The organism is Azospirillum sp. RU38E (assembly GCF_900188385.1).
Taxonomy (GTDB): Bacteria; Pseudomonadota; Alphaproteobacteria; order Azospirillales; family Azospirillaceae; genus Niveispirillum.
In genome coordinates this window covers 319,457-333,842 of sequence record NZ_FZOI01000004.1, presented here as the reverse complement: position 1 = coordinate 333,842, position 14,386 = coordinate 319,457, and the positions used below count along the sequence as shown (strand labels likewise).

General features: G+C 61.4%; 12 protein-coding genes. All 12 read left to right on the top strand.

All coding sequences use genetic code 11. The features are described 5' to 3' along the window. Positions 1-15: 15 nt before the first annotated feature. The 12 genes from nuoF to CHB97_RS11140 all read left to right on the top strand — a co-directional run bounded on the left by nuoF (position 16) and on the right by CHB97_RS11140 (position 14,301). Complete coding sequence (gene nuoF / locus CHB97_RS11195; RefSeq protein ID WP_089288037.1) at positions 16-1,314, top strand: NADH-quinone oxidoreductase subunit NuoF; 1,299 nt, start codon at positions 16-18, stop codon at positions 1,312-1,314. Between the two features lie 21 nt (positions 1,315-1,335). Next, positions 1,336-3,402: an NADH-quinone oxidoreductase subunit NuoG gene (gene nuoG / locus CHB97_RS11190; RefSeq protein WP_089288036.1), complete on the top strand. Its 2,067-nt coding sequence runs from the start codon at positions 1,336-1,338 to the stop codon at positions 3,400-3,402. A gap of 6 nt (positions 3,403-3,408) precedes the next feature. Next, positions 3,409-4,428: an NADH-quinone oxidoreductase subunit NuoH gene (gene nuoH, locus CHB97_RS11185; RefSeq protein WP_089288035.1), complete on the top strand. Its 1,020-nt coding sequence runs from the start codon at positions 3,409-3,411 to the stop codon at positions 4,426-4,428. A 55-nt stretch (positions 4,429-4,483) separates the two neighbouring features. Beyond that, entirely contained in the window at positions 4,484-4,972 is a 489-nt protein-coding gene (nuoI, locus tag CHB97_RS11180) for an NADH-quinone oxidoreductase subunit NuoI (protein ID WP_089288128.1), read from the top strand. Between the two features lie 108 nt (positions 4,973-5,080). Beyond that, on the top strand, positions 5,081-5,689 hold the full coding sequence (locus tag CHB97_RS11175; protein WP_089288034.1) for an NADH-quinone oxidoreductase subunit J: 609 nt from the start codon (positions 5,081-5,083) through the stop codon (positions 5,687-5,689). Between the two features lie 5 nt (positions 5,690-5,694). Further along, a complete protein-coding gene (nuoK, locus tag CHB97_RS11170; protein ID WP_089288127.1) occupies positions 5,695-6,003 on the top strand; it encodes an NADH-quinone oxidoreductase subunit NuoK in 309 nt (102 codons plus the stop codon). Positions 6,004-6,013: 10 nt separating this feature from the next. Further along, positions 6,014-7,951, top strand: coding sequence for an NADH-quinone oxidoreductase subunit L (gene nuoL / locus CHB97_RS11165; protein ID WP_089288033.1), 1,938 nt, complete (start codon positions 6,014-6,016; stop codon positions 7,949-7,951). Positions 7,952-7,969: 18 nt separating this feature from the next. Further along, complete coding sequence (locus CHB97_RS11160) at positions 7,970-9,562, top strand: NADH-quinone oxidoreductase subunit M (RefSeq protein WP_089288032.1); 1,593 nt, start codon at positions 7,970-7,972, stop codon at positions 9,560-9,562. A gap of 3 nt (positions 9,563-9,565) precedes the next feature. Further along, positions 9,566-11,014, top strand: coding sequence for an NADH-quinone oxidoreductase subunit NuoN (gene nuoN / locus CHB97_RS11155; RefSeq protein ID WP_089288031.1), 1,449 nt, complete (start codon positions 9,566-9,568; stop codon positions 11,012-11,014). A 10-nt stretch (positions 11,015-11,024) separates the two neighbouring features. After that, positions 11,025-11,810, top strand: coding sequence for a biotin--[acetyl-CoA-carboxylase] ligase (locus CHB97_RS11150; RefSeq protein ID WP_089288126.1), 786 nt, complete (start codon positions 11,025-11,027; stop codon positions 11,808-11,810). Between the two features lie 5 nt (positions 11,811-11,815). Next, positions 11,816-12,619, top strand: coding sequence for a type III pantothenate kinase (locus tag CHB97_RS11145; RefSeq protein ID WP_089288030.1), 804 nt, complete (start codon positions 11,816-11,818; stop codon positions 12,617-12,619). Further along, positions 12,616-14,301 carry a ribonuclease J gene (locus tag CHB97_RS11140; protein ID WP_089288029.1) on the top strand — a complete coding sequence of 562 codons (1,686 nt, stop codon included), beginning with the start codon at positions 12,616-12,618 and terminating at the stop codon, positions 14,299-14,301. Before CHB97_RS11145 ends, CHB97_RS11140 begins: the two co-directional genes overlap by 4 nt. Positions 14,302-14,386: the final 85 nt, after the last annotated feature.

The window sequence follows — 14,386 nt, the reverse complement described above, 5'->3', positions numbered from 1 at the left end:
GGGGGGGGAGAGATCATGCTTCGCGATGAAGACCGTATCTTCACCAACCTTTATGGCTTCGAAAGCCCGTTCCTGGACGGGGCCAAGGTGCGTGGCGACTGGTCCGGCACCAAGGAGATCCTGGATCTCGGCCGTGAGAAGATCATTGAGCTGGTGAAGGAATCAGGCCTGCGTGGTCGTGGCGGCGCTGGCTTCTCCACGGGCATGAAGTGGTCCTTCATGCCCAAGACCAGCAATGGTCCGGTATATCTGGTCGTGAACGCCGACGAAGGCGAGCCCGGTACCTGTAAGGACCGGGAGATCATGCGCCATGATCCGCATAAGCTGATCGAAGGCTGCCTGATCGCCGGTTTCGCCATTGGGGCCACCGCCACCTATATTTATATCCGTGGTGAATTCTACTACGAAGCCGCCAACGTTCAGCGCGCCATCGACGAGGCTTACGCCTCGGGCCTGATCGGCAAGAACGCCTGTGGCTCTGGCTATGATCACGACGTCTATCTGCATCTGGGCGCCGGCGCCTATATTTGCGGTGAAGAGACGGCGCTGATCGAAAGCATCGAGGGCAAGAAGGGGCAGCCGCGTAACAAGCCGCCCTTCCCGGCTATGGCCGGTCTCTATTCCCGTCCGACGACGGTGAATAACGTTGAATCCATCGCCGTGGTTCCCACCATTCTGCGTCGGGGCGCTTCCTGGTTCGCCGGTTTGGGCCGTCCGAAGAACAGCGGCACCAAGCTGTTCTGCATTTCCGGTCACGTCAATCAGCCGGCAACCGTCGAAGAAGAGATGGGTATCCCGCTGAAGGAACTGATCGAAAAGCATTGCGGCGGCGTGCGTGGCGGCTGGGATAATCTGCTGGCCATCATCCCCGGCGGTTCTTCGGTGCCGCTGCTGCCCAAGGAAATCTGCGACACAGTGCTGATGGATTTCGACAGCCTGCGGGAGGTCCGTTCGGGCCTCGGCACGGCGGCCGTCATCGTCATGGACAAGTCGACCGACATTGTCCGTGCCATCGCCCGCCTGTCGAAATTCTACATGCATGAAAGCTGCGGCCAGTGCACGCCGTGCCGCGAAGGGACCGGCTGGATGTGGCGCGTGATGGAGCGTCTGGTGAAGGGCAATGCCCGTGTCGAGGAAATCGACATGCTGCTGGACGTGACCAAGCAGGTGGAAGGTCACACGATCTGCGCGCTGGGTGATGCCGCCGCGTGGCCGATCCAGGGTTTGATGCGTCATTTCCGCCCCGAGGTGGAACGCCGCATTCTTGAATACCGCACGCACGCCGAACGCGGCGCGCGCGTGGCCGCAGAGTAAGTCGGGGCCCGAGAGGATACCATGCCCAAGCTCACCATCGACGGTATCGAGGTCGAAGTCGCCCCCGGCACCTCCGTGCTTCAGGCTTGCGAGCAGCTCGGCATCGAGGTGCCGCGCTTCTGCTACCACGAGCGCCTGTCCGTTCCCGCCAACTGCCGCATGTGCCTCGTCGAGGTGGAGCGCAGCCCCAAGCCGGTGGCATCCTGTGCCATGCCGGCGGGGGAGGGGATGGTCGTCAAGACCAATACCGACACTGTCCATAAGGCCCGCAAGGGCGTGATGGAATTCCTGCTGATCAACCACCCGCTGGATTGCCCAATCTGCGACCAGGGCGGTGAGTGTGATCTGCAGGACCAGGCGGTCTCCTACGGCTATGATCGTGGCCGCTATGAGGAGAACAAGCGGGCGGTGAAGGATAAATATATGGGTCCGCTGATCCGGACCTATATGACCCGCTGTATCCAGTGCACCCGTTGCATCCGCTTCGTGGATGAGATTGCCGGCGTGCCGGCCCTGGGCGGTCTGGCCCGTGGCGAGCATCTGGAAATCACCCCGGCGTTGGAAGCCGGTGTGAATTCGGAAATGTCGGGCAACCTTGTCGATGTCTGCCCGGTTGGCGCGCTGACCTCCAAGCCCTACGCCTACAATGCGCGTCCCTGGGAGCTGCGCAAGACCGAAAGCATCGATGTGATGGATGCTGTCGGTTCCAACATCCGCGTCGATGCTCGTGGCGGCGAGGTGCTGCGTGTGCTGCCCCGCCTGCACGAGGATGTGAACGAGGAATGGATCAGCGACAAGACCCGCTATGCCATTGACGGTCTGAAGCGTCAGCGTCTGGACCGCCCCTATGTGCGCGGCGCCGACGGCAAGCTGAAGCCGGCGACCTGGGCTGAAGCCTTTGCGGCTATCAAGGCCCGCGTGGCCCCGCTGCCGGGCAACAAGGTGGCCGGTATCGCCGGCGATCTGGTTGATGTCGAAAGCGTTGTGGCGCTGAAGGATCTGCTGACCAAGCTGGGTTCGGCGAACATGGATTGCCGTCAGGACGGCGCCCTGTTCGATGCCAGCAACCGCGCCGGCTATATCTTCAATACCGGCATTGCCGGTATTGAGAATGCCGATGTCGTGCTGCTGATCGGCACCAACCCGCGGTGGGAAGCCCCGCTGGTCAATGCCCGCATCCGTAAGACCTACCTGACCGGCAAGCTGAAGAAGGTTGCCGTTGTCGGCCAGAATTTCGATCTGACGTATCCGACCGAATTCCTGGGCAATAGCGGTTCGGTCCTGTCGGCCCTGGCTGACGGCTCGCATCCGTTTGTCGAAACGCTGAAGGCCGCCATGAACCCGCTGATCATTCTGGGTGCCGGCGCGCTGCGCCGTGGCGATGGGCTGGCCGTTCAGGCCGCTGCTCGCGCCATTGCCGAGAATGTTGGTGCTGTACGGGAAGGCTGGAACGGTTTCAACGTGCTGCATCTGGCCGCCGGCCGGGTTGGCGCGCTGGATGCCGGCTTCCTGCCGGGCACCGGTGGGCGCGATCTGGCCGGTATCCTGGCCGGTGCGCAATCGGGTGAGATCGAGGCGGTCTATCTGCTGGGTGCTGACGAGATCGATGGTGCCAAGCTGGGCAAGGCCTTCGTGATCTATCAGGGCCATCATGGCGATCGCGGCGCTCACCGCGCCGACGTGATCCTGCCGGGTGCCGCCTATACCGAGAAGAACGCCACCTACGTCAATACCGAAGGCCGCGTGCAGCACGCCCGCTTCGCCACCTTCCCGCTGGGCGAGGCGCGCGAGGATTGGAAGATCCTGCGCGCCCTGTCGACGGAGTTGGGGCGGCCCTTGCCTTATGACACCTTGGCCCAGTTGCGCCAGCGGCTGGTGCAGGTCAACCCGGTATTCGGTTCACTGGATCGCTTGGTGCCGGCCGTTTGGGCCCCGTTCGGTCAGGCCGGTGTCATTGCCGATGCGCATTTCGCCTCGCCGATCGAGAATTTCTATATGACGGACCCGATCAGCCGCGCCTCGCAGACGATGGCGCAATGTACGGAAGCTTTCCTGAAGCCGGCTCTGCCGGCCGCCGCTGCGGAGTAAGCGACGATGTTCGAGAATGTGGCTCAACTGTGGGATCAGTTGCCGCTGATAATCCGGATCGTCGCATCGATCCTGGTCATCACCGTGCCATTGCTGATCGGCATGGCTATGCTGACCTATTTCGAGCGCAAGGTGATGGCGGCGATGCAGCTTCGCCAAGGTCCGGCCCTGGTCGGTCCCTGGGGGTTGCTGCAGGCATTCGCCGACGGCCTGAAGCTGCTCGGTAAGGAAGTCATCATTCCGGCCGGTGCCAACCGCGTCGTCTTCGTTGCAGCACCGATGCTCACCTTCCTGCTGGCGCTGGTCGCCTGGGCGGTGATCCCGTTCGGCAAGGGGCTGGTGCTGGCAGATATCAATGTCGGCGTCCTCTACCTCTTCGCCATCAGTTCGCTGGGTGTCTATGGCATCATCATGGCGGGCTGGGCGTCGAACTCGAAATACGCTTTCCTGGGTGGTTTGCGCGCCGCGGCGCAGATGGTGTCGTATGAGGTCTCCATCGGCCTCGTCATTATCACCGTGCTGCTCTGTGTCGGTTCGCTGAACCTGTCCAAGATTGTGGAAGCGCAGAAGGGCCTCTGGTTCTTCATCCCGCTGTTCCCGATGTTCATCATCTTCTTCATCTCGGCGCTGGCGGAAACCAACCGCGCACCGTTCGACTTGCCGGAAGGTGAATCTGAACTGTCCGGCGGTTTCAACGTCGAATATTCGTCGATGGCCTTCGCCCTGTTCTTCCTGGGCGAATACATCAACATGATCCTGATGAGCGGGATGACCTCCATCCTGTTCCTGGGGGGCTGGCTTCCGCCGCTGGATATTGCGCCGCTGAACTGGATACCGGGTCCGCTCTGGTTCATCTTGAAGATCTGCTTCTGCCTGTTCTGCTTCATCTGGGTGCGTGCGACGCTGCCGCGTTACCGCTATGACCAGTTGATGCGGCTGGGCTGGAAGGTCTTCCTGCCGTTCTCGTTGATCTGGGTCGTCCTGACCGCCGGTGTCCTGGTCTATTTCGACCTGCTGCCGAAATGATATCGCTTGTAAAGGGTAGGGGGCATCGTTCCCCCGCCCGGTTATGGAGGTGATCATGGCCCTGCTCGACCGTACCGCGCGCGGCCTGTTCCTGGTGGAGCTTGTGAAGGGCATGGCGCTGACATTCAGCTACATGTTCCGCCCACGCGCGACCATCAACTATCCGTATGAGCGCGGGCCGACCAGCCCGCGCTTCCGCGGTGAACATGCCCTGCGCCGTTACCCGAACGGTGAGGAACGCTGCATCGCCTGCAAGCTTTGCGAGGCGATCTGCCCGGCCCTGGCCATCACCATCGAAGCCGAACCGCGTGAGGATGGCAGCCGCCGGACCACGCGTTACGACATCGATATGACGAAGTGCATCTATTGCGGTTTGTGTCAGGAGGCCTGCCCTGTGGATGCCATCGTCGAGGGGCCGAACCTGGAATTTGCCACGGAAACCCGCGAGGAGCTTTTCTATAACAAGGAAAAGCTGCTGGCGAATGGCGACCGCTGGGAAGCCCTGATCGCTGCCAATCTTGCGGCAGATGCGCCGTACCGATAAAAACCCTTGGCGTTCCGGCGATCCCGCCGGAACGTCCGCCTGCCCTTCGCCCGGAGTATCCTCCGTGACCTGTTTCAGCAAACGACCCGCGCCGGAGGCGGCGTAACCATGGTGAATATCGCATTCTTCGTGTTCGCCGCGATCCTGCTGGCTTCGGCCGTGCGGGTGATCACCGCCAAGAACCCCGTTCACTCGGTGTTGTTCCTCATCCTTGCCTTCTTCAGCGCAGCAGCCCTGTTCGTGCTGATCGGCGCCGAATTCGTGGCCATGATCCTGGTCATCGTTTATGTCGGCGCGGTGGCGGTGCTGTTCCTGTTCGTGGTGATGATGCTCGACATCAACTTCCAGGAACTGCGCCAGGGTTTCCTGCGCTATCTGCCGGTCGGCCTTGTGGTCGGCGGCATCCTGGCGGTGGAACTGGGCTTTCTGGCCGCCACGCAGTTGATTGGCCCGGTGGAGGCCGCGGGCGGCCCCACGGCCATCCCGCCGGCGTCGGAACTGACCAATACACAGGCCATCGGCCATATCCTCTATACCGACTACGTATACGCCTTCCAGGCTTCCGGCCTGATCCTGCTGGTCGCGATGATTGGCGCCATCGTGCTGACCCTTCGGTCGCGCAAGGGTGTCCGTCGCCAGCAGATCGGCCAGCAGCTTGACCGCAAACGCGACCAGGTTGTCGCGGTGCGGAAGGTGCCGACGCGGGGGGGCGTCTGATCATGTTGGAAGTTGGACTTTCGCATTACCTGATCCTGTCGGCGGTGCTGTTCACCATCGGCGTGTTCGGCATCTTCCTGAACCGGAAGAACGTGATCATCATCCTGATGTCCGTGGAAATGATCCTGCTGGCGGTCAACATCAATCTGGTGTCCTTCTCGGTCTATCTCAATGACCTGGTGGGCCAGATTTTCACCATGTTCATTCTGACCGTGGCCGCCGCGGAAGCGGCGATCGGTCTGGCGATCCTGGTGGTGTATTTCCGCAACCGCGGCACGATCGCGGTTGAAGACATCAACATGATGAAGGGTTGAGGCGGGCATCATGGAAATCGCTGCCATCTTCCTGCCCCTGTTGGGCGCCTTCATCGCCGGGTTCTTCGGGCGCCTGATCGGCGACCGGGGTGCCCAGATCGTCACCTGCGCCGGCGTGCTGACCGCCGCTGTCCTGTCCGTGCTGCTGTTCACCGAAATCGGTTTCGGCGGTCACGAGGCGGCGCGCACCATTCACCTGTTTACCTGGATCGACAGCGGCACCTTTGAGGTGTCCTGGTCGCTGCGGATTGACACGCTCACGGCCGTCATGCTGGTTGTGGTGAACGGCGTGTCGTCCATGGTGCATGTCTACTCGGTTGGCTATATGAGCCATGACCCGAGCCGGGCGCGCTTCATGGCTTACCTGTCGCTGTTCACCTTCATGATGCTGATGCTGGTGACCGCTGATAACCTGTTGCAGATGTTCTTTGGCTGGGAAGGCGTGGGCGTTGCCTCCTACCTGCTGATCAACTTCTGGTACGAGAAGAAGAGCGCCAACGACGCCTCCATGAAGGCGTTCCTGGTCAACCGCGTGGGTGACTTTGGCTTCGCGCTGGGCATCATGGCGATCTTCGTCATCTTCGGCAGCGTGCAGTTCGATACGATCTTCGCGCAGGCTGCCTCCAAGGCTGATGCCACTTTCAACTTCCTGGGCTTCCAGGTCCATGCGCTGACCTGCGCCTGCCTGCTGCTGTTTGTCGGTGCCATGGGCAAGTCGGCCCAGCTGGGCCTGCACACTTGGCTGCCGGACGCGATGGAAGGCCCGACCCCGGTGTCGGCCCTGATCCACGCGGCCACCATGGTGACCGCCGGCGTCTTCATGCTGTCCCGCATGAGCCCGGTGTTCGAATATGCGCCGGCGGCGCTGGAAGTGGTGACGGTGCTGGGTGCGCTGACGGCGTTCGTCGCAGCCACGATTGGCCTGACCCAGTTCGACATCAAGCGCGTCATCGCCTATTCGACGATGAGCCAGCTTGGTTACATGTTCTTCGCCATCGGTGTCGGCGCGTATCCGGCCGCCGTGTTCCACCTGATGACCCACGCCTTCTTTAAGGCGCTGCTTTTCCTGGGCGCTGGCTCGGTGATCCATGCCATGTCCGATGAACAGGACATGCGCAATATGGGTGGCATCTGGAAGCAGATCCCCGTCACCTATGCGATGATGTGGATCGGTAATCTGGCGCTGGCCGGTATCCCGATTTTCGCCGGCTTCTACTCCAAGGACATGATCCTGGAAGTGGCGTTTGCCAAGCATACCGCCATCGGCACCTTTGCCTTCTGGATGGGTATCGCCGCGGCCTTCATGACCGCCTTCTATAGCTGGCGTCTGCTGATCATGACCTTCCATGGCAAGCCGCGCGCTTCCGAAAAGGTGATGGCGCATGTGCATGAAAGCCCGCTGGTGATGCTGGCGCCGCTGTTCGTGCTGGCTGTCGGTGCGGTTCTGGCCGGTATCGTCGCCAAGGATTGGTTCGTCGGCCATGAGCTGGCGGAATTCTGGTCCGGCAGCATCTTCATGCTGGCGGGTGAGCATGGCACGATCATCGATGCCGCCCACCATGTCCCGAGCTGGGTGCCCTATGCCCCGCTGGCGGCGGGTCTGACCGGTATCGCGCTGGCCTATGTCTTCTACATGTTTGTACCGGGCCTGCCGGGCGCCTTTGTCGGCACCTTCAAGGCCATCCATGCCTTCGTGTTCCGCAAGTACATGTTTGATGAGCTGTACAATGCCCTGTTCGTCCGTCCGGCCATGAAGCTTGGCTTCGGCCTGTGGAAGGTGGGTGATGTGGCCATCATCGACGGTCTGGGCCCCGATGGGGCGGCCAAGGTGACGCGCGGCTTGTCCGTGATCGCCGGTCGGCTGCAGTCCGGTTATGTGTACCATTATGCTTTCGTGATGGTGATCGGCGTGGTCGCGTTGGCCGGCTGGTTCTTCCTGGCGCGCTGAGGTAGGGAGTCTTTCGAAATGGCCGATGTGCCGATCCTTTCGCTGACGACGTTCCTGCCCCTTGTCGGCGCGTTGTTCATCCTGCTGATCCGTGGGGAGGAGCAGAATGTCGCGCGCAACGCCAAGAGTGTGGCGCTGTGGACGTCGATTATCACCTTCATTGTTTCGCTGTTCATCCTGACTGGCTTCGACCCTTCCAATCCGGGCTTCCAGCTCGTGGAGGAGGTGCAGTGGCTGCCGGCCTTCAACATTGCCTATATCAAGGGCATTGACGGCGTGTCGGTCTGGTTTGTTCTGGCCTCCACCCTGTTGACCCCGATCTGCGTGCTGGCCTCCTGGGATGCGGTTGAAAAGCGCGTCAAGGAATTCATGATCGCCCTGCTGGTTCTGGAAACCATGCTGGTCGGCATGTTCACGGCGCTGGACTTCGTGCTGTTCTACTTCTTCTTCGAAGGGGTGCTGCTGCCGATGTTCCTGATGATCGGCGTCTGGGGCGGTCCCAACCGCGTCTATGCTTCCTACAAGTTCTTCATCTACACGTTCGTGGGTTCGGTGCTGATGCTGCTGGCCATCCTGGCCATGTATCTGACCGCCGGCACCATGGATATGCGGGTGATGGTGGACTATCCGTTCAGCAGCAACATGCAGATCTGGCTGTGGTTGGCCTTCTTCATCGCCTTTGCGGTAAAGACGCCGATCTGGCCGGCCCATACCTGGCTGCCGTTCGCCCACGTGGAAGCGCCGACCGCCGGTTCGGTCATGCTGGCCGGCGTGATGCTGAAGATGGGTGGCTATGGTCTGATCCGCGCCAATATCCAGATGCTGCCGGAAGCCAGCTTCTACTTCCAGAATCTGGTCTTCGTGATGTCGATCGGCGCCATCATCTACACCTCCCTGGTGGCGCTGGCGCAGACCGACATGAAGAAGATGATCGCCTACAGCTCTGTGGCCCATATGGGTTACGTGTCGATGGGCATCTTCACCATGAACCAGCAGGGTCTGGACGGCGCGATGTTCCAGATGCTGAGCCACACCTTCGTGTCGGCCGCGCTGTTCCTCTGCATCGGCGTTGCCTATAACCGTCTGCATACCCGTGAAATGGCCGCCTATGGCGGCATGGCCAAGAACATGCCGCGCTATGCGGTGGTGTTCGCCATCTTCATGTTCGCCTCGGTTGGTCTGCCGGGCACCTCTGGTTTCGTCGGTGAATTCCTGACCATGCTGGGTGCGTTTGAAGCGAACACCTGGGTCGGTCTGTTCTCCGCCACCGGTCTGGTGCTGGGTGCCGCCTACATGCTGCTGCTGTTCCGCAAGCTGTTCTTCGGCAAGCTGGACAAGCCGGAAGTGAAGGCGATGCAAGATCTGAACTGGAAGGAAGTCAGCTTCTTCGCCCCGCTGGTCGCCATCGTGATCATCATGGGCGTCTATCCGGCCAGCTTCCAGAATGTCTATAACCCGACGCTGGAGAAGATCCTGGCGGATCATCAGGCGTCCCTGCGTTCGGCCGGGCTGATCGAAGCCCAGCCGACCCAGACCGCACACGTCACCCAAGAGACCGCGTCGACTGCCACCCAAGGGCAGTCGGTGGCCGACAAGGCGAGCGAGAACTGAGCCATGGCAACCTTTCCCGACCTGATCCCTGCCTTGCCGGAGATCTTTCTGGCCGTTGCCGCCATGGCGCTGCTGTTGATCGGCGTCTTCCGGGGTGAAGGCTCCCTGCGTCTGGTCTCCTGGCTGGCCGTGGCGTCCCTCATCGGTGCCGGCTTCCTGGCCGTCACCGGTGTGGGGCTGACCGGCCGCGTCGTCACCTTCAACGGCCTGTTCGTCACCGACCCGTTCGCGGTGTTCGCCAAGCTGCTGATCCTGACGGCCTCTGGCCTGTCGATCATCCTGTCGATCAATTATCTGGAAAAGGAGCGGGTGGCCCGCTTCGAATATCCGGTGCTGGCTGTCCTGGCGACGCTCGGCATGATGGGCATGGTGTCGGCCAACAACCTGATTTCGCTCTATATCGGGTTGGAACTGCAGTCTCTGGCGCTCTATGTGCTAGCGGCCTTCAAGCGTGATACTGCCAAGTCCTCCGAAGCGGGCCTGAAGTATTTCGTGTTGGGGGCGCTGTCATCTGGTCTGCTGCTCTACGGTTCCAGCCTGATCTATGGCTTTACCGGCAGCGTCAGCTTTGAGCGTCTGGCCGAGGTGCTGACCGGTGCCCCGTCGCTGGGCGTGATTGTTGGCATGGTGTTTGTGGCTGCCGGTCTGGCCTTCAAGATTTCCGCCGTGCCGTTCCATATGTGGACGCCGGACGTCTATGAAGGGGCGCCGACGTCGGTGACGTCGTTCTTCGCCGTGGCGCCGAAGGTGGCGGCCATGACCCTGTTCATCCGCGTGCTGGTCGGTCCCTTTGGCGATCTGACGGCGCAGTGGCATCAGGTGATCTGGTTCTGCGCTGCCGCATCGATGATTGTCGGTGCGCTGGGGGCCATTCAGCAGAAGAACATCAAGCGTCTGATGGCCTACAGCTCCATCGGCCATATTGGTTACGCGCTGGTCGGTCTGTCTGCAGGCAGCCAAGAAGGCGTGCGCGGCGTGCTGATTTATCTGGCGATCTATCTCGCCATGAATGTCGGTGTGTTCGCCATCATCCTGTCGATGCGCCAAAATGGCCGCGCCGTGGAAGAAATCGCCGATCTGGCGGGCCTGTCCAAGACCCATCCGCTGCTGGCCTTTGCCATGGCGCTGTTCATGTGGTCCCTGGCCGGTGTACCGCCGGCGGCGGGCTTCTGGGGCAAGTGGGCGGTCTTCCTGCCGGCCATCCAGTCCCAGCTCTATGGGCTGGCCATTGTCGGCGTCGTCGCTTCCGGTATCAGCTGTTACTATTACCTGCGCGTTATCAAGGTGATGTATTTTGATGACGTGACGGAACAGCTCGACCGGCCGGCCCTGTTGACGGGTGTGGTTGCCACCGGAGCCGCCCTGTTCGTCTTCCCGGTCTATATCTTCTTCCTGGCGCCCATCACCTCCGGTGCGGCTGCTGCTGCGGCTTCTCTGTTCGGTGCCCGTTGACGGCATCGGCATGAACCAGCCTGAAGAGATGAGTGAAGCAACGCGGGCAGCTCGGCTGCCCGCGTTCTTTTATTTGGTGGAACTGGAAAGCTGCGGCAGCACCAACGACGAGGCCAAGGAACTGGCGCGCCAAGGTGCCCCGGAAGGCACCATGATCTTTGCCCACCGCCAGACAGGAGGACGGGGGCGCCGGGGCCGCGCCTGGAACTCGCCGGAAGGAAACTTGGCCTGTTCCCTGGTTTTGCGGCCGGCCCTGCCGCCGGCCGATGCGGCTCTGCTTTCCTTCGTGGCGGCCTTGGCTGTGGCGGAGACGGTGGCAGCGTTGACGCCAGCACGCCCGACATTAAAATGGCCCAATGATGTGTTGGCCGGCGGTGCGAAAATTTCCGGCATCCTGCTGGAATCAGAGCCCGGCCCTACGGGACTGGTCGATTGGTTGGTGCTGGGCACTGGCATCAATGTTTCCGCCTTCCCGGATGACACACCCTATCCCGCGACCTGCTTAAGGGCGGTGGGTGCCGTGGCGGATATCACCCCGCGCCTTGTCCTGGCCCATTACAGCCGCCATTTTGAACGATGGTATCAGCATCTGCTGCGCCAGGGCTTCGCCCCCATCCGCGCCGCGTGGTTGAATGCGGCGCAAGGGCTGGGGGCGCCGGTCACGGTGCGGTTGGCGCATGAAAATTTCTCCGGCATCTTGCTGGATCTTGATATGGATGGCGCTCTGCTGGTTGATTGTGACGGGTTCATTCGTCGTGTGACGGCGGGTGACGTGTTTTTCGGTAGGGAAGGGTAGGGCCGATGCTGTTGGCCATTGATGCCGGTAACACCAATGTGGTTTTCGCCGTATTCGAGGGTACGGCGATACGGGGTCATTGGCGCATCTCCACCAACAGCCAGCGTACTGCCGATGAATATGCCGTCTGGTTGATCAGCCTGATGGCAATGAAGGGCCTGAAAGTCGCCGATATCACCGATACCATCCTGTCGTCGGTGGTCCCCGCCCAGACCTATGCCTTGACCAAGCTGTGCGAGGAACATTTCGGTTGCGAACCGAAACGCGTCGGCGACCCGCGTGTCGATCTGGGGATTGAGATCAAGCTGGATAACCCGCGTGAGGCGGGGGCGGATCGGTTGGTGAATGCCATATCCGCCCGTGCCTCCTATCCAGTGCCGCTGGTGGTTATTGATATCGGTACCGGCACTACCTTTGATGTGGTGGATGAGACGGGGGCCTTTTTGGGCGGTGTCATCGCACCGGGCCCGGCGCTTTCCCTGGATGCCCTGCATAAGGTGGCCGCCCAATTGCCCAAGGTGGATATCCTGCGACCCGCCAGCGCCATCGGGCGCGGCACGGTGGGGGCCATGCAATCGGGCATGTTCTGGGGCTATACCGGCCTGATTGAAGGTATTTTGAAACGGATTATCGCGGAACTTTCGCCTGACGGTTCGCGCAAGGTGACGGTCATCGGTACCGGCGGGCTGGTGCGCCTGTTCGCCGAGGAAAGCGACCTGATCCACCATATTGATGGAGACCTGACGTTGCGGGGTCTCCGGTTGATCCATGAACGCAACAGCCCCCGGACTGAAAACAGGACCGAATGAGCGATAGCAAGCACTTGACGACAAAAGATTTCGATCCCGCCGCCCTGTATTTCCTGCCGCTAGGCGGTTCCGGCGAAATCGGCATGAATCTCAATCTCTACCATCATGCCGGGAAATGGCTGATGGTTGATCTGGGGGTCAGTTTCGCTGACGAAACGACCCCCGGTATCGAGATTATTTTGCCCGATACCAGCTTTATCGAGGAGCGTCTGGGCGATCTGGTCGGCATCCTGGTCACCCACGCGCATGAGGATCATCTGGGCGCCATCCCCTATCTATGGGAGGATTTGCGCGTCCCGGTCTGGTGTACCCCCTTTGCCGCCAGCTTCCTGAAGGCGAAGCTGGTGGAGAAGGGATTGCAGAACAAGGTGCCGATCCATGTGCTGCCCCTTGGCGGTCGCAGCCATATCGGTCCTTTCGATATCGAATTGATCAGCCTGACCCATTCCATCCCCGAGCCCAATGCTGTGGTGATCCGCACCCCGGCGGGTACGGTGCTGCATACGGGCGACTGGAAGCTGGACCCCGACCCGGTGATCGGCCTGCTGTCGAACGAGACAGCCTTGCAGAATCTGGGGCGCGAAGGTGTCACCGCCATGGTGTGCGACAGCACCAACGCGCTGATCCCCGGTCGTTCCGGTTCCGAATCAGAAGTCCGCGACAGTTTCATGGACTTGTTCGGGCAATATAAGGACACGCGGATAGCCGTCACCTGCTTTGCCAGCAATGTGGCGCGTCTGCATTCCATCACCCAGGCGGCCCATGCGCATGACCGGCAGGTGGCGCTGGTCGGCCGTTCCCTCTGGCGCATCAATGAGGCCGCGCGAGAGAATGGCTATCTGACCGATCTGCCGCCTTTCCTGACGGAAAAGGAAGCAGGCTTCCTGCCGCGCGAAAAGGTGTTGTTGATCTGCACCGGCAGCCAGGGGGAGGCGCGCGCCGCCTTGTCACGTATGGCCACCGGCGAGCACCCGGATGTGACGCTGGAACGCGGCGATGTGGTGATTTTCTCCGCCCGTGAAATTCCCGGTAATGAGAAGTCGATCGGCAAGATCCAGAATGGCCTGCTGCGGCGGGGCATCAAGATCATCACCGCCGATGACGCCTTCGTGCATGTCTCCGGCCATCCGGCGCGCGAAGAGCTGGTGCAGATGTATCAATGGGTTCGGCCCAAGATCGCCATACCGGTCCATGGCGAAGGGCGCCATCTGGCGGCCCATGCCGAACTGGCGCGGGATTGCCAGGTGCCGGAGGTGCTGGTGCCGGAGGATGGCGGGGCCATCCGCTTGGCCCCCGGACCAGCGGCGCTGGTGGGGCATGTCCATGCCGGCCGGCTATGCATTGATGGCAAGCGCATTGTCCCGATGAATAACCAGGCCCTGCGCGGCCGTACCCGCATGGCCCAGAGCGGGGCGGTGGTGGTGACGCTGGTGATGACGCCGCGTGGCGACCTTCTGGCCGATCCTAAAGTCTCCATCATGGGGCTGCTGGAAGAGGATGAATATGAGGAGGAGACGGCGGATTTGATCAGCCGCATCCGCGGGGCTGTGGACCAGCTGTCGCGTACCGCCCGGCTGGAGGATTCTTCGGTGAAGGAAGCAGCGCGCGTGGCAGTGCGGCGCAATTTCTCCGCCATGCAGGGGCGCAAGCCAATGACGGAAATCCATCTGGTCCGGATTTAGCTTTCCGTGCGCGCCACCATGTCGCAAGGGCCGGGGCTTTCGGTACCCGGCCCTTGTGTCTATCTGTCGATAAAAGAATGAACAG